The 15,687-nt window shown below is 40.1% G+C and carries 15 protein-coding genes; 9 read left to right on the top strand and 6 right to left on the bottom strand.

What is annotated here, in order from left to right:
• Window positions 1-48 precede the first annotated feature (48 nt).
• Complete coding sequence (locus tag NLF99_RS01370; protein ID WP_254526491.1) at window positions 49-2,508, bottom strand: OstA-like protein; 2,460 nt, start codon at window positions 2,506-2,508, stop codon at window positions 49-51.
• 96 nt (window positions 2,509-2,604) lie between these two features.
• Between NLF99_RS01370 and tilS the strand changes: the two genes are divergently transcribed.
• The 8 genes from tilS to NLF99_RS01330 all read left to right on the top strand — a co-directional run bounded on the left by tilS (window position 2,605) and on the right by NLF99_RS01330 (window position 8,235).
• On the top strand, window positions 2,605-3,930 hold the full coding sequence (gene tilS / locus NLF99_RS01365) for a tRNA lysidine(34) synthetase TilS (protein WP_254526490.1): 1,326 nt from the start codon (window positions 2,605-2,607) through the stop codon (window positions 3,928-3,930).
• A gap of 5 nt (window positions 3,931-3,935) precedes the next feature.
• Window positions 3,936-4,424 (top strand): hypothetical protein, encoded by a 489-nt coding sequence (locus tag NLF99_RS01360; RefSeq protein ID WP_254526489.1) that lies wholly within the window; start codon window positions 3,936-3,938, stop codon window positions 4,422-4,424.
• Window positions 4,425-4,507: 83 nt separating this feature from the next.
• Window positions 4,508-4,810, top strand: coding sequence for a DUF4834 family protein (locus NLF99_RS01355; RefSeq protein ID WP_185211232.1), 303 nt, complete (start codon window positions 4,508-4,510; stop codon window positions 4,808-4,810).
• Window positions 4,811-4,847: 37 nt separating this feature from the next.
• On the top strand, window positions 4,848-5,957 hold the full coding sequence (locus NLF99_RS01350; protein WP_185211231.1) for a DNA replication/repair protein RecF: 1,110 nt from the start codon (window positions 4,848-4,850) through the stop codon (window positions 5,955-5,957).
• A complete protein-coding gene (locus NLF99_RS01345; RefSeq protein WP_093101548.1) occupies window positions 5,944-6,258 on the top strand; it encodes a DUF721 domain-containing protein in 315 nt (104 codons plus the stop codon). The genes NLF99_RS01350 and NLF99_RS01345 overlap by 14 nt, the downstream gene beginning before the upstream one ends.
• A gap of 23 nt (window positions 6,259-6,281) precedes the next feature.
• Complete coding sequence (locus NLF99_RS01340) at window positions 6,282-7,187, top strand: EamA family transporter (RefSeq protein WP_254526488.1); 906 nt, start codon at window positions 6,282-6,284, stop codon at window positions 7,185-7,187.
• Complete coding sequence (locus NLF99_RS01335; protein WP_254526487.1) at window positions 7,184-7,750, top strand: Crp/Fnr family transcriptional regulator; 567 nt, start codon at window positions 7,184-7,186, stop codon at window positions 7,748-7,750. The genes NLF99_RS01340 and NLF99_RS01335 overlap by 4 nt, the downstream gene beginning before the upstream one ends.
• Before the next feature lie 44 nt (window positions 7,751-7,794).
• On the top strand, window positions 7,795-8,235 hold the full coding sequence (locus NLF99_RS01330; protein WP_254526486.1) for an SRPBCC domain-containing protein: 441 nt from the start codon (window positions 7,795-7,797) through the stop codon (window positions 8,233-8,235).
• Here the strand turns inward: NLF99_RS01330 and NLF99_RS01325 are convergent.
• The 5 genes from NLF99_RS01325 to hemA form a co-directional block, all read right to left on the bottom strand.
• Window positions 8,230-8,850, bottom strand: a complete 621-nt coding sequence (locus NLF99_RS01325) for an L-threonylcarbamoyladenylate synthase (protein WP_093101542.1) — start codon at window positions 8,848-8,850, stop codon at window positions 8,230-8,232. The two genes, NLF99_RS01330 and NLF99_RS01325, sit on opposite strands and share 6 nt — an antisense overlap.
• A 93-nt stretch (window positions 8,851-8,943) precedes the next feature.
• Complete coding sequence (gene asnS, locus NLF99_RS01320) at window positions 8,944-10,389, bottom strand: asparagine--tRNA ligase (protein ID WP_254526485.1); 1,446 nt, start codon at window positions 10,387-10,389, stop codon at window positions 8,944-8,946.
• A 69-nt stretch (window positions 10,390-10,458) separates the two neighbouring features.
• Complete coding sequence (gene hemB, locus NLF99_RS01315) at window positions 10,459-11,430, bottom strand: porphobilinogen synthase (RefSeq protein WP_254526484.1); 972 nt, start codon at window positions 11,428-11,430, stop codon at window positions 10,459-10,461.
• Window positions 11,431-11,488: 58 nt separating this feature from the next.
• Window positions 11,489-13,075 (bottom strand): hydroxymethylbilane synthase, encoded by a 1,587-nt coding sequence (gene hemC, locus NLF99_RS01310; protein ID WP_254526483.1) that lies wholly within the window; start codon window positions 13,073-13,075, stop codon window positions 11,489-11,491.
• A gap of 106 nt (window positions 13,076-13,181) precedes the next feature.
• A complete protein-coding gene (gene hemA / locus NLF99_RS01305; RefSeq protein ID WP_254526482.1) occupies window positions 13,182-14,423 on the bottom strand; it encodes a glutamyl-tRNA reductase in 1,242 nt (413 codons plus the stop codon).
• A 332-nt stretch (window positions 14,424-14,755) separates the two neighbouring features.
• Between hemA and NLF99_RS01300 the strand changes: the two genes are divergently transcribed.
• Window positions 14,756-15,169: a hypothetical protein gene (locus NLF99_RS01300; protein ID WP_185211225.1), complete on the top strand. Its 414-nt coding sequence runs from the start codon at window positions 14,756-14,758 to the stop codon at window positions 15,167-15,169.
• The last annotated feature ends 518 nt before the right edge of the window (window positions 15,170-15,687 follow it).

Raw genomic sequence — 15,687 nt, 5'->3', positions numbered from 1 at the left:
AATAAATGCGCTATGTTAGGAAAAAAGAAAGGAGAAGGAAATTCCTGTTTATTTTTTGATTGTACTGTCTTGCTTTACTTTAATTACCGATTCTGGTTGAACTTTCAAGGTGCTATCAGGCTTCAGTTTTAAGGTACTATCCGCTGGAGTAGTCGGTTTGCTTTGAGGCGTCAGCGTTGGTTTTGAGTCCTGAGTAGGAGCCAAAGGTTTCTTTTCTGAACTCGATTTTGGAGTTACAGTATTTCCATCGGCCTTTACATCGGGCTCAGATACAGTATCCCCATTAGGGTTGCCATTCTCTCCAGGACTTCCTTTTTGATCGGTTACAGGGGCTGCTTTGGTCCTCTTGCGGTTCAACATATCTTCTACAGATTTCGGTCGATCCTCCGGCTTCCATTGGAATCCTGGTAATACCTCTATTTCTTGGGTGACTAACCTAAATGGATAGACTTTTTGGTCTACTTTACGGATAGATACATAGTCAATTACTTTCTTGCCCTCCATCTTGACCTTAATACGGCTACTTCGGTCATGGAACATCTCTGTAATCGTATTAGTTTTGTCATTGGTGGTAAAGACCAAGTTTTCCGCATTTCCGTCAACAAAAAGACGATCAATATTATTATTGGCAAAGAAGGCCGTGATTTTCCTTCCCTTAAGCTGGTTGAATTTCAAAGTATCCAACACCGCATTCACCATAAATGCATTGTCCTTTAATAGGGCATTGTCCATTTTATTATTCTTGATCTGCATATAGATGGTGTCAGCATTGATCTGTGATCCCTCTGACCAGATCATCGGGGAGCCCATAAATCGGAACATGGAGTCTACCATACCATAATAAACAGAGTCTGCTACAGCTTGTAAGTCAGATTTGAATACCCGCACATTATAATAGGCCTTCACAATTCTGGTTCTTGCCGTATCGGCGTAGATTTCGGTCGAGTCCTTCAATAATGTATCAGCAGTTTGGGCGGACTGCAGAGCTTTCCGCATCAGGCTATCTTGTTCTTGTCCCGTTGGCATGACGGCATTTCTACGCAATACGCTATCGGCCTTGCTAGTGGCTTGGATGGTTGCGGCATCCACAGGCTTTGGTTTTGCTGCAGGTTTATTGGCAGGTTTCTTTGCTCCCTGTTTATTGTCCGCAGGCTCTTTTTTAACAGGGCCAACTTTCGTCAATTCCTTCGTTCCCACATTGCCAACTTCGGTAGAATCACCGGTTTCAAATAGATCAACCTGATCGATGTCGCCATAATCCACTTCCGTAGTATCTTCCAGTTGGCCACCATCCCTATCTAGCTTAAGGTCCAGGGGTTTATAATCCCTGACAAATATGACTTTAGAAAATAAGGTGTCCGCGGTCATATAAGCTGTATCAATTTTACTTGTCTGTCGGACTGGAGGAGGGGCTATACTATCGGTTTCCACCGGTTTTATTGCCGCGTTTTTTAATTCCTCTTGTTTTTCCTTCTCTGCTTCTTCTATTTTCTCGCGTTCCTTCTCTTCTGCCTTTTCAAGTCTTCTTAATTCTCTTCTGGAAAGGTTTTCCCGGTTCACAGTATCCACCTGTACAGAGTCTTGGGAATTATCCGTAGAGTCTGTCCTGACCACGTATTTGATCAATGGCTTATCGGTCATCAGGATAGATTGGTCGCTCTCTAGGTATTTTCCGTATTCCCCGCTGGCATAGAACTTATCTAAGGTATCTACAAACAATACATTTCGAAAAGCTTCACCAATACCTTTGTCTCTATCGTAAAACAAACTGTCGCCTTTTAAGAACCGGCTACCTTCCGTATAAAGATTGTTCTTGTTGAATTTTGCAACTCCAAAAGCCGTATTGTAGGTTCCTTTTTCTGTGTAAAGTTTTTCGCCTTTTCTACCATTGATGGTCGTTGGGCCAAAGAAAAAAGCATCTCTGTACATGGTATTATACTGCATGGAGTCCGTATAGATAATGGTGCTTTCATTTCTCACAACGACTTTGTTGTTGAAATAGGCATCCTTGGTATTTTCAAAGTAGTAAGCCCTTTGGGAAGTGATGGTGTCTCCTTGCCCAACAATCCTACCGCCACCGGTATATGTTCCTTGCTGGCTTCTTAGGTTGTAAGTCAGGTAGTTGGTGGTCAGTGTACTCTGGTCATCAACCATTTTCACGTTTTTGGTCAGCACGGCATGTTGTGAAGATGCATCGTAATGAAGATGTGTACCTTGGATTACAGTACCCGAAGGCTGGGTAATGACGATATTACCATGGGCCTCAAAGAACTCATTGCCAATATCATCTTTATAAAGGTCACCACTGTCCGCTGCTAAGGTTGATCCTTTATGCTCATAGACAGCGTTGTAACTCCTTAATATTTTCTGATTGATAAATCTACTGCTGGATGAAGATACCAAGCGCATAGGAGCATTGTCCGCGCCAGCATTCACGGGTGTAAACTCGTCCTGTGCATAGGCAGACAGGCATATCACGCTTATTAATAGTACTAATAGGTATCTCACAAGCGCAAAAATATAGAATTAATTAGCAAAAAATTGTTAAACAATAAATTTTAATGCCTCTAACACAAGATTATTTATAATCTGTAATTTTGGACTATGTCAGTTTCAGAAAGATTAAAACAGTTTATCATCGAAAAGGAACTCCTTGACAGGAATGATAAGATTCTCTTGGCCGTCAGTGGCGGAAAGGATTCCATGTTGATGGCTAGGTTGTTTCATGATTTAAAGATGAACTGCATAATAGCCCATTGTAATTTTCAATTGCGCGGAGAGGAATCTGACAAGGATGAGGCATTAGTCGTAGATTATGCAAAAGAATTAGGATATCCAGTATTTGTAAAGAAATTTGATACGGAAGATTACGCCACTCAACATAAAGTCTCAATTCAAATGGCTGCTCGTGAACTCCGATATCAATGGTTTGAGGAATTGCTAATCGAAGAAACTTGTCAAAAGATTGCCATTGCTCAGCATGCCAATGACCATCTGGAAACCATGTTGTTTAATTTAACACGATCAACCGGAATCCAAGGACTTCTAGGTATTCAAGCTAAGCGAGGGCTTATTATTCGCCCTATCCTTTTTCTATCGGCCAATGAAGTCGCTCTTGAAGTCCAAAACTTACAAGTTCCCTATAGAGATGACCAGTCCAATTTCTCAACCAAATATGCGAGGAACAAAATAAGGTTGGAGATCATTCCTAAGTTTAAGGAGATCCAACCAGACTTTGAAGCTATCCTAGAACAGAACATCAAACATTTTGAGGAAAGCCAACACTTTATCCAGAATCAGGTGAATGTTATCCGGAAGCTTATTTTCCGAAATGAAGGAAATCAAATAAAGATCCGACTTGAGGCCCTGCAAGTCCATGCAAGCGACCCCTTTCTCATCTTTGAACTATTCAAGCCTTATAATTTCCAGAGAAATGTAACTGATGATCTCATCACAGTCCTTGATAGGGGAATGGGACAGATATTTGAATCCTCTAGTCATGAACTTCTATTGGATCGAGATGAGTTAATCCTTAGGGAAAAGGTCATTGACAGTCCAGTAGCTATAACCATTGAAAACCTTCATGCGAAGGTGAATTATAACCACAAGGGCTTTTTCATTGTCGAATCGCAAGGAATGGAAATTGAGCGAGATGAAAACCAAGTCCAAGTCGATGCGGATTTGATCAAGTTTCCATTGGTATTAAGGCCTTGGCAAATAGGAGATACCTTTAAACCCTTGGGGATGGAAGGTTCAAAAAAGCTAAGTGATTATTTCATCCAGAAAAAGCTGAACCGCTTTCAAAAGGAGGGAGTCCCAATTTTGGTCAATGCCGATGGGCAATTGATTTGGATAGTGGGTATGCGCTTAGATAATCGCTTTAAAGTGACAGAAAATACAAAGAAAGTACTTACTTTAGTATACAAATAGCAAATATGGAAGAAGAACAAAGCTTATTTCAAGAAAAACAATATCTAGGAAGGGATTGGACTTGGATTAGCGTACGATTGATCTTAGCATTGTTTTGCTTTGTTGCCTATTACATCAACTGGGAACATGTTGTCTCTCAACAACTGTTCTTTATCGTGGGGGTTGGAATCCTGATCGTTTCCATCATCATGCTCTACATGGTCAGTTATCGGACCACAGTTACCAAGACTCATATCATCTTAAGCGGGCTCTGGACCACCAGTTTGGTGAAGATCGATCTTAACTCCATCAAGAAGATTGAAAAGGATAGGTATTCCACCTTCTTTTTTAACAACCCCGTTTATAACCTGCACAAGAATGGCAAAATCAGATTCTATTCAGGTGGTAAGGAAGCATTATGGCTTACAGATAACGACGGATTGGTTTATGTAATTGGTTCACAGCATCCTACCCAGCTTCTTCAGGCTGTTTTGAAAGCTAAAGCAGAAAAGTAAAAAAATGTTAACTGAGATTTACTTGACAATCTCTTAAACTTTCATTTCGATTATTTGTTAAATTTGATGAAAAGCATTTAAAAATGACATTTATATATTTCCTTATATCAGCAGTTATATTTTACTACCTATTTAAAATTGGTGTGCGTCTTCTGATGCCTTTCTTTATGAAGAAGGTGGCAGAGAAAATCATGAATGGCGCCCAAGGACAATATGCTAATCAAGGTCCAAATCAACAAAACTATAACGATCCTTTTTCACAGTTTAAGCAACAGCAACGTCCTGACGGAAAAGTTCGTGTGGAATATACTCCTCCGAAAGAAAACAATTCCAGAAAAGGTACGGAAACTGCAGGTGAGTTTATTGACTTTGAAGAGGTAAAATAAAGCATAGCCCGACGAAAAAGCATATCTTTGTGTTGCTATGTGGCTAAAACATCTATCCGTTTTAAATTTTAAGAACTACACTGAATCTTCATTAGATTTTCTGCCAGACACCAATGCCTTTACAGGGCAGAATGGTTCGGGGAAGACTAATCTATTGGATGCTATTCACTATCTATCACTTTGCAAATCCTATTTTAATCCCATTGACTCCCAGCATATCAAAAAAGGAGAGGATTGGTTTATGGTACAAGGGCAATTTGATAAGGAAACCGTATTGGATGCCGTTTCCTGTAGCATCAAAAGAAATCAGAAAAAGCAGTTCAAGAAGAACAAGAAAGAATATGGTCGTTTAGCCGATCATATTGGGCAGTTCCCTTTGGTCATGATCTCACCGAATGATAGCTTTATTATCATGGATGGGAGTGAGGAGCGAAGGAAGTTTGTCGATAATGTGATATCGCAAACCGACAATCAATACCTAGACATCCTGATTACCTACAACAGGATTCTATTGAACCGCAATATCATCCTGAAGAACATCCGTGAAACTGGCGTTTTTGACAAAGGACTACTTGAAGTTCTCAACCTACAGCTCGTGGAAGCCGGGGAAAAGATATTTTCACGCAGGCAGAAGTTTATGGAGGAGTTCCTTCCGGAATTCCGTCGCTACTATCAATTTCTTTCCGATGATGTCGAGCAGGTAGACCTAGTCTATGAATCTCAACTTCAAGACCAAGATTTCTTGGACCTTCTCAACAAGCATTTGGAAAAGGATAGGGCTTTGGAGCGCACGACTGTCGGGATTCACAAAGACGATCTACAGTTTAGCATCCATGAAGGAATGCCATTAAAGAAGTTTGGCTCCCAAGGGCAGCAAAAGTCTTTCTTGATCGCTCTGAAGTTGGCTCAATATGCTTTTCTGAAAAACAGGAAGCAATATAAGCCCCTCCTGTTGCTGGACGATATCTTTGATAAGCTAGATGAACAGCGGACCAAAAAACTGATGCAATTAGTGTCTGAAGACGAATTTGGACAGATCTTCCTGACTGATACGGACTCCGACAGAATAAGGAAAATATTTCAAGAAATAGGAAAGCCAATTCGTATCTTTGACATACAAGGAGGTCAGATCAATGGCGAAGTATAATGATGATGCATTTAGGAGAAGTGATGATGTAACCATCAAACAAGCAGTGGAGAAGTTATTGGATGTATACCGTCTCAGACGTAAATTCGATGAAACCTCAATTGTTACCGCCTGGCCTGAGCTTATTGGAAGTGCAATCGCCAACCGAACCCAACAGATTTATATTAGAGATAAGAAATTGTTTGTACGCGTAGAATCAGCGGTCATCAAGAATGAACTGGCCATGATGCGCAGACAGATTATCGGACGTGTCAATGAATACGTTGGAAAGGTGGTCATCGAAGAGTTCGTTATTCTTTAAGGCTTTTACTCTTTATCTATAATATGAAATATTACCTGTCAGCATTGACAGGCTTTATCATCTGGGGAACATTCGCCTTGGTCTTGAAGCCTCTCAGTGACTATGGAGCCCTCGATATATTAATCCACCGTGTCCTATTTGCCTCAGTATGCATACTATTGGCCTGTTTTATCTTCCGAAGAAAACAGACCCTAGCCAGTATACAATACCTTAAAACCAGCAATTCCACAGAAAGAAAACAACTCCTTGTCAATGTACTGGCAAGTGCCGTCCTCTTGGGGATGAACTGGTTCCTGTTTATTTATGTGATGAATGCAGTCAGCGTCAATGCAACTTCCTTGGCCTATCTCATTTGCCCCATATTGACAACCGTATTGGCCAGTATTTTCCTCAAGGAACGACTCAACAAAGGACAATGGTTTGCTGTAGGCCTCAGCATCGTTAGTTGTATCCTATTGGCTTATGGGCATTTTCTTGACCTTTTCTATAGCTTCATCATCGCACTTTCCTATGCAGGCTATCTTGTCCTGCAAAAGAATAAATTCAAGCTTGATAAATTCTTTACCCTGACCATCCATATTTTGGTCAGCACTATTTTATTGCTGCCGATCCTTTATGTTGTGGACAGCTCCGTTCCCAAGAACGATGAGTTTTATACCTATATCCTCATCATTGCCATTGGATATACCATTATTCCACTGTTCTTGAATATCTATGCCCTGAAGGGGCTAGACTCCTCTGTAGTGGGCATATTGCTGTACCTTAACCCGATCATCAGTTTCTTTCTGGCAGTTCTATATTACAAGGAGTCTATCAATACGGCCCAAATCATAGCCTTTGGGATGATATTTATAGCTGTAGTCATTTTTAATATTGCCTATATTTATGAAAGAAGACGTCAGACTCAACTTAAAATGGAAGGCTCATGAAATTTAAACAGCAGTTATTACAGATGTTCGAACTTTCTGATGAACAAGCCGAATTGATTATCTCCAGGTTTGTCCCCGAGGAGCTCAGTAAGAATGAATTGTTCCTGGAAACCGGAAAATCCTGTAAAAAGCTGAGTTTTATCGAAGAGGGTATCTGTAGGGTTTTTAAATGGACAGATAGCAAGGAAGTGACGCAATGGATCGGAGGTGATGGCTATTTTATCACGGATTTAGCTTCCTTCTTTTTCGACAACCCTTCCAACTGGTCGATTGAGGCATTGACACCTACCAAGCTATGGACCTTAAATAAGTCAGATTACCTCGATATACAGCAGTCCATACCCAATTGGAATGTGATCGAAAAAAGATTCATCGCGAAATGTTTTATGCAGATCGAGCATCGGGTATTCGATTTTATAGCTTTATCTGCCGAAGAACGCTATTTGAAGTACTTTGAACAGAATAAACAACTGTTCAATCAGGTACCCTTACAATACATTGCCTCTGTATTGGGCATGAGCCCAGAAACATTAAGCCGCATCCGGAATAAATTATCTTCTTGATAAATGTCAAGTGCTTCTGACTGCCCCAAGGCTAACTTTGAGGTATGAAAGAACAGATAGAATCACAGATTATCATAAATGCTCCTGCAGAAGCTGTATGGGCTATATTGGCCGATTTCAAAGCTTATCCGGAATGGAGTCCTAGCATCGCTGAATTTTATGGAACCCCTCAAGTTGGCAAACGGATCCAGGTCCTGCTGACCCAACCGGGTGGTACCAGCATGAAAATGAATCCTATCTTTTTAAAGATAGAAAGCAATCAGGAACTTCGTTGGAAAGGAAAGCTTTTTATCAATGGGTTATTTGATGGCGAGCATTATTTTATCCTGAATAGGATTTCAAACGATCAAACACAGCTTATCCAAGGGGAAAAGTTTTCAGGAATACTGGTGCCACTCTTCAGGAAAATGATTCATGGAAATACCAAGAAGGGCTTTGAACTCTTCAATGCCGCCATTAAAGAAAGGGTGGAGTCTAGGCTATAGATATTGTTCTAGATCTCCTTTTCCTTCACGGATGATTTCAAAGTCGCCTGAGGTCACATCAACAACTGTCGAAGGAACGTTGTCGCCATACCCACCGTCGATTACTAAATCTACCTTTTCCTCGAATTTCTCATAGATCAATTCAGGGTCGGTAGAATATTCGATGATCTCATCATCGTCATGGATGGAAGTAGTGACGATTGGGTTACCCAATTCCTTGACGATATCACGGACAATATTGTTGTCCGGAACACGGATACCTACAGTTTTCTTTTTAGAGCTCAACAGTTTAGGGACTTGGGAGCTCGCATTGAAGATAAAGGTAAATGGACCAGGCAATGCTTTTTTCAATACCCTAAAAACGGTGGTGTCAAAAGGTTTGGTATATTGAGAAATATCCGTCAGGTCATAACAGATAAAGGAAAGGTTAGCCTTGTCCGGTTTCAGTCCGCGGATCGAGCAAACGCGCTCTATGGCCTTCTGGTTTGTAATGTCGCAACCAATACCATATACCGTATCTGTTGGATAGATAATCACGCCTCCTTTTCTTAATATCTCCACAGCCTCTTCGATAGCCTTTGGATTCGGATTGTCATTGTAGATTTTTAGTAACATGGATTAGTTTATTAAATTGTTTCAATATTACTGAATAAACAAAAACCGTCAAAATAATGTTTGTTTTGACGGTTTTTTAAATTTATCTAGTTTTTAAAACTCTGCGTTATTTGGTGTTCTTGGGAAAGGAATGACATCACGGATATTGGTCATCCCAGTGGTAAATAATACCAACCTTTCAAATCCAACTCCAAAGCCAGAGTGAGGAACCGAGCCAAAACGGCGGGTATCCAAGAACCACTCCATCTCTTCTGTAGGAATTCCAACCTCACCCATTCTGGTGATCAGTTTTTCCAAGTTTTCTTCACGTTGTGAACCGCCAACCATTTCACCGATTCCTGGGAACAAGATATCCATGGCGCGAACGGTTTGTCTTCCGTTAGCATCTACTGGGTTCTGTTTCATGTAGAAAGATTTGATCTCTCTTGGGTAATCAGTAAGGATGACAGGTTTTTTGAAATGCTTTTCAACCAAGAAACGCTCATGCTCCGACTGTAGATCGGCACCCCAACTTTCTATCAGGTATTTGAATTGTTTCTTCTGGTTAGGCTTGCTTCTCAACAAGATCTCGATGGCTTCCGTGTAAGTCACGCGCTCAAAATCATTGTTGATGACAAAGTTTAGTTTCTCGATCAGGTTCAATTCAGAGCGTTCGTTCTGAGGTTTAGATTTCTCCTCCTCCAATAAACGGTTGTTCAAGAATTCAATCTCTTCCGGACATTGCTCCAAAGCATAACGGATAACATATTTCAATAGATCTTCAGCAAGATCCATGTTGTCTTCCAATTCATAGAAAGCCATTTCCGGCTCGATCATCCAGAATTCAGCCAAGTGACGTGTCGTATTGGAGTTTTCAGCTCTAAAAGTAGGGCCGAAGGTATAGATATTTCCAAAAGCCAATGCCGCCAACTCACCTTCAAGCTGTCCAGAAACAGTCAGGTTAGTAGATTTTCCGAAGAAATCTTCTTTAAAATCGACATCACCGTTTTCTGTACGTGGAATATTGTTCAGGTCCAAAGTTGTAACACGGAACATTTCCCCAGCACCTTCAGCATCTGAACCGGTAATGATTGGCGTATGCATATAAACGAAGTCACGTTCTTGGAAGAACTTGTTTACTGCAAATGCCAGGGCATTACGTACTTTGAAGATGGCGTTGAAAGTTCCGGTGCGGAAACGCAAATGTGCAATCTCACGAAGGAATTCCAAGCTATGTTTCTTCGGTTGCAAAGGGAATTTTTCAGGATCCGAGTCTCCAATGATAGAAACATCGGTTGCTTTGATCTCTACTTTCTGTCCTTTACCCAATGATTCTACCAAATTTCCTTTTACACGCACAGCCGCACCGGTAGTAATCCTTTTTAGGATTGCATCCGATGTGTTTTCAAAATCAATGACCGCTTGAATATTATTGATTGAAGATCCGTCATTGATAGCTATAAATTGATTGTTACGGAAGGTACGAACCCACCCTTTAACAATAACTTCTTTTCCGAAATCCTCTGATTTTAATAATTCTTTAATTCGTGTATGTTCCATTTTGTAGAAAAAATATTTTAATGGTCGCTTTATAGGCTTACAAAAATAGCCAAATAATTGATTTATGGTCTATTTTACCCAGCCTTTTTCAATAACTTCTTTTGCATGGTAGGTCAAGATCGATGTCGCTCCTGCTCGCTTGAAACTCATCAGGGTTTCCAAGATAACCTGCTCGCTCAACCAACCATTTGCGATGGCAGCTTTCAACATGGCATATTCACCGGAAACATTGTATGCTGCAATCGGTAGGTCAAAATTATCGCTCAACAACTTGATGACGTCCAAATAGGGCAATCCTGGCTTTACCATCAAGAAGTCAGCTCCCTCTTGGGTATCCAACTGAGCTTCGATCAAGGCCTCCTTGCTGTTTGCAGGGTTCATCTGATAGGTTTTTTTATCGCCTTTTTTAGGGGCAGAACCTAAGGCATCACGGAAAGGACCATAATATGCCGATGCATATTTTGCCGTATAGGACATCAATGACACATTGCTGAATCCGTTCTCGTCCAAAATATTACGTAGGTAACCAATTCTTCCGTCCATCATATCCGATGGAGCAATGATATCAGCACCACTTTCTGCATGTGCCAACGCCATTTTACCCAATACTTCTAAAGTTTCGTCGTTCAGGATCTCTCCATTTTCAACAATCCCATCATGACCATCAGAACTATAAGGGTCCATCGCCACATCGGTAACTACACAAGCTTCAGGGAAGTTTTTCTTAACCGCTTCAATAGCTTTTAAGTATAATGTGCCTTTTCTGTAGCTTTCTGTAGCATATTTATCTTTTAGGGATTCTTCCACAGCTGGGAATAGATCGAAGACTTTCAAGCCTAAATTCATACAGCTTTCTACCTCACGCAATAAATTATCGATTGAATAGCGGTAGATACCAGGCATGGAGGATACTTCAACTTTTTGGTTGTCTCCATCTACAATAAACAATGGGAAAATCAAGTTGGCAGCAAACAGATGGTTCTCTTGAACCATGTCGCGGATTACAGCTGATTTTCTGTTTCTTCTAGGACGGTGTAACATGTTTTTGTTTTTTTATGTAAGAGCAAAGGGGGATAATTCCCCCTTCGCTATATTTTTTCTAATAATCTAATCCGAATACAGCTTCCGCCAATCCAATTTCGTCTGGCGTGAATGGAAGGGTATATTTTAAGCCTAATGCTTCAATAGCTTTGGCTGTAGAATAACCGATACAGATAATCTTTTGATCAGGATCCGCCAAGTTCTCCCGGAAATAAGCTTCCACATTGCTTGGGCTGGTAAAGATCAATACTTGGGCATTGCTCTTATCCACTTCTTCTTCGATTACCGATTCATAGATTGGCATATCGATGATTTTGGTATTTTCAGTCAATGCTTTCTGGATTGTTTGCAAAGAACCTTCAGCGCGTGGGATCAATACGGTCTGACCATCCACCAACTTCGCAAACTCCTGTGCTATTCCTTCCGTATCGATACCTAAGTTATCACCTGAAAAATCAGCAATACGGTTGAATTTGCGCAAAGTATCTTCCGAACCTCTTCCTAAGACACCGATCTTTGTTTTCTTCAGGATCCAAGGTTCCAATTTGAAGAAATGTTCAATGGCATTTTTGGAATTGAAGAAGATCCAATCTGCTCGCTTCAAAATGAAGGAATCTAATTTATTGATGGTAGGGAAAATGCGGATCAATGATCTGGCGTCTACCTGAATATCATGTTTCTTAAGGAAACGGGCTAAATACGAATTTTCAGCAAGATCCCTAGTGATAAATACCGAAGAAGGTAATTTTCTGTCCTTTTGGTATTTTGCGAAAATCTTCTCTGCCATTCCCTCTGTCGTCTCAGACTCCAAGAACACACGGTCAGGAAAGTCTTCGTTGGTATCTGCAATAGAAGTCCAAGATTGGAATATGCCATCTTTCTTACGGCAATAGCTGCCTAGAGGTGCATGACAACCTGCATCGAACAAATTCAAAACTTTACGTTCTACTGAAATAGCTTCAGCTACCTCTTTGTCGTTGATCTGTTGTAAGATGTCAAACAGTTCTTGGTCACTTTCACGAATCTGTATGGCCAATACCCCTTGTGCAGGAGCAGGCACAACTTCTACAGGTGCGATCTCCTCCAAATGGAAATCCGAAAGCTCCATGTTGATCCTTGCAATCCCAGCCTTAGCCAATACAATGGCATCATATTTCTCATCACGTAATTTCTGAACACGGGTTTGAAGGTTTCCACGAAGATCTTCAAATTCGAGGTCCGGACGTAGAGATAGGAGTTGTGCTTTTCTTCTGTTAGAAGAGGTTCCAACCGATGCATTATGTTTTAAGGAAAGACGCTTGGTGATATCGACACAATCTTTGTGTATAATCAATAATTCCGATGGGTCTTCACGTTCTGAAACTGCCGCAATGATCAATCCTGGAGGATTTACCGTGGGTAAATCTTTATGTGAATGAACTGCCAGATCAATTTGGCCAGACAACAATTCTTCTTCTAACTCTTTTGTGAAGAATCCTTTTCCTTCAAGTTTGTCTAGTCTTAAATGCTGAACAATATCCCCTTGGGTTTTGATGATTTTTAATTCAGCTTCGATTGATATTTCGGCTAATCGATCCTTTACAAAGTTTGCTTGCCATAGTGCCAATTCACTTCCACGGGTACCGATAATTAGTTTTCTGTTCACGTTCAAAGATTTACAAATGAATAATCCGGAGGCAAATTTAAGGAAATAGCCTCTTAATTCTGATGATTTAATGTCAGAATCAGAATATTTTTAAGAAAATTTAATATTAATTGCTTTCTGATTCGGCAGATTTAACCAAGATCTCTTTCGCCATCACCATAGGAACTTTGATATATTTCTTTTCCATATAGTTGATGACCTTATTCAGCACTTCACGTGCTTGTGGGTCCAGTTGCTCAACTTCATTGGCAAATACTTCCGATAAAGCCATGGCTTTGATTTCCTTGATTTTCTCAGGAACCTCCTTCATAGCAACCTCAACGCGACGTTGTTTCAGGATCGGTAAGAATTCTTTGATGTTTTGCTCAATGATTTTTTCAGCATTATCCAGCTCTGCATAACGCTCTTGGATATTCTTCTCCGCGATCTGTTGCAAGCTGCTTACTTCGATGTAGTGGATTTGGTGTTTTGCAATCACAGCTGCATCAATATCATTTGGAATGGCTAAGTCAACAATTACCTTTTTATCCTCCTCACCATTCAATAAAGACTCGTAAAGATCTTCGTGGATAATGGCTTCAGGGGCACCCGTACAGGTAATCATCATATCAAATCCCTTTTTGTAATTCTTCAATTCGCTCAAAGGATAAACAGGCGCCTGCAATTCTTCAGCTAATGCCTGCGCATTGGCAACTGTTCTATTGAAAATAGTGAAATTACTGTACTTATGTTTTTTAAGGTATTTTGCTAAATTTTGGTTGGTCTCCCCAGATCCAATGACCAAGATCCTAGGGTTGTCCTTTAATTTCACCTCACGAAGCTTGCGATAAGCTAGGGATACTACTGAAATAGGATTGCGTGAAATATTGGTGTAGGTATAGACTTCTTTTGCGGTTTTTACCAAGCGGTCCATCATCAGTCTCAGGAAATCTCCCGTAAACCCCGCCGCTTTACAACGGTCGTAAGCACGACGGATCTGAGCTAGGATTTCTTTTTCGCCAACTACCAAACTCTCCATGGAACATGAAGTGCGGAATAGGTGGTTCAAGGCGTCAAGACCTGAATATCTGTTGACCTGTCCCAAGTAACATTGCATACGCTCCTCTGGAACACAGAAATTCATGCTGTCTAAAAACTGCACTACAAAATCATCGTTCAACTCATGCGCTCCATAGAACACAAATTCCACACGGTTACAAGTACCGATATAGAATATCTCAGGAATATCTAAATTGTTTTTTAGGTTAATAAGGCGACTATCCAATTCTTCATTGCATATCACCAGATTCCCCAAATCTTTTAGATCGACATGTTTATGGGTAAACGCTATAACTTTTAAATTCTTCAAAGCCTAATTATTTCTCCAATAATTTTGTACTGCAAATGTAGATTAAAACAGCGTTGCTATTGTCAAGAATGTGTCAATACAGTGAATTTAGAACGATTATAAATAGTGTTAAAAATATGTTAACAATCTGATGTACAGTGTTATAGGTTTGTTAAAGCGCTAATATTGTGATGACAATCATTTCTAATGCGGATAATAAATGACATTAATTACAGTTTATACTTAACGATTATCGATAAATCATGCATTTTTTCTGCCTTTATTCAGTTTAAATCCCAAATTTTCTTTCCTAAATCCCGTCAAATGTTCATCTTTGAACTATAATTTTTATCATGAGAAGTTTAAACAAACCTTTGGCATTAATAGGATTTTTTGTGGTGTTTTTTTCTGCAATATTCTGCCCATTCCTGAAAGTTCCACTGCAGGCAAATTGGAATCTTTATCAAGTTGATACCGCCTTGTTCATGATCACAAATGGTTTGCTCGGCCTATGTGTCCTGCTTTTCTTTATGCGTAAATTAAGTCCCTTCCGGATTGCTGCCTGGGTGCTCATCGGATGGATAGTCCTTTCTTTTATATTGGTGTTTTTCCAGATCAACAATTACCTCGGCCTAAAATTAATCGATGGGCTGCTTTCCAAAACCCTTAATATCAAATGGGGCTGGGGAGTGTTGCTGTTCGGAGCCTTGTTGATTCTGTTTTCTGTAGGGAAGAAGAATCATAAGACAGTGGAAGATAGACAGTAGACATAAGACAGTAGACATAAGAATTTTTCATTCGCCTACCTGAATGGCATTGAATAGGTAAGATTTATTATTAGGCTTGAATGGATCAAGATCTTAGACCGAATAGGGGATAGAACCCCCAGCAGGGGATGAAATCTTTTTCTGCACATCATCTTTTAGAAGGAAAATAGTTCGTTCGCTGTGCTCACGATGACAAAATCCTCATAAAAAAAAGAAATAGATTCTTCACTTCGCTCTGAATCCCTCTTATTACAATTCCAATTCTGAACGAATAGTGAAGAATCTGTACGGTTCACTAACCCTAGATTTTGTCCCCCTTTATCGAAGGTAAAGAAACAGTACGTTGATATAAATCTTATCATTTTTACCATTAAATCAGCATTTTTCAGAGAGTCTTCCTTCGTACCAATTACAAGTTTGGTAGAATTGTGGTTCTAACCATTCATGCCCAGATTTATTTACCAGAAGATATTTCTAATCGCCATAAATCCCCATCGGGGATGAATTATTTTAGCATG

Source organism: Sphingobacterium sp. LZ11T8 (genome assembly GCF_024261425.1).
Lineage (GTDB): Bacteria > Bacteroidota > Bacteroidia > Sphingobacteriales > Sphingobacteriaceae > Sphingobacterium.
This window is presented reverse-complemented; position numbering and strand designations above follow the sequence as displayed.

Coding starts and splice junctions, on each gene's coding strand:
- tilS (WP_254526490.1), top strand. CDS start 2,605: ATGTCAGTTTCAGAAAGATTAAAACAGTTTATCATCGAAAAGGAACTC.
- NLF99_RS01360 (WP_254526489.1), top strand. CDS start 3,936: ATGGAAGAAGAACAAAGCTTATTTCAAGAAAAACAATATCTAGGAAGG.
- NLF99_RS01355 (WP_185211232.1), top strand. CDS start 4,508: ATGACATTTATATATTTCCTTATATCAGCAGTTATATTTTACTACCTA.
- NLF99_RS01350 (WP_185211231.1), top strand. CDS start 4,848: ATGTGGCTAAAACATCTATCCGTTTTAAATTTTAAGAACTACACTGAA.
- NLF99_RS01345 (WP_093101548.1), top strand. CDS start 5,944: ATGGCGAAGTATAATGATGATGCATTTAGGAGAAGTGATGATGTAACC.
- NLF99_RS01340 (WP_254526488.1), top strand. CDS start 6,282: ATGAAATATTACCTGTCAGCATTGACAGGCTTTATCATCTGGGGAACA.
- NLF99_RS01335 (WP_254526487.1), top strand. CDS start 7,184: ATGAAATTTAAACAGCAGTTATTACAGATGTTCGAACTTTCTGATGAA.
- NLF99_RS01330 (WP_254526486.1), top strand. CDS start 7,795: ATGAAAGAACAGATAGAATCACAGATTATCATAAATGCTCCTGCAGAA.
- NLF99_RS01325 (WP_093101542.1), bottom strand. CDS start 8,850: ATGTTACTAAAAATCTACAATGACAATCCGAATCCAAAGGCTATCGAA.
- asnS (WP_254526485.1), bottom strand. CDS start 10,389: ATGGAACATACACGAATTAAAGAATTATTAAAATCAGAGGATTTCGGA.
- hemB (WP_254526484.1), bottom strand. CDS start 11,430: ATGTTACACCGTCCTAGAAGAAACAGAAAATCAGCTGTAATCCGCGAC.
- NLF99_RS01300 (WP_185211225.1), top strand. CDS start 14,756: ATGAGAAGTTTAAACAAACCTTTGGCATTAATAGGATTTTTTGTGGTG.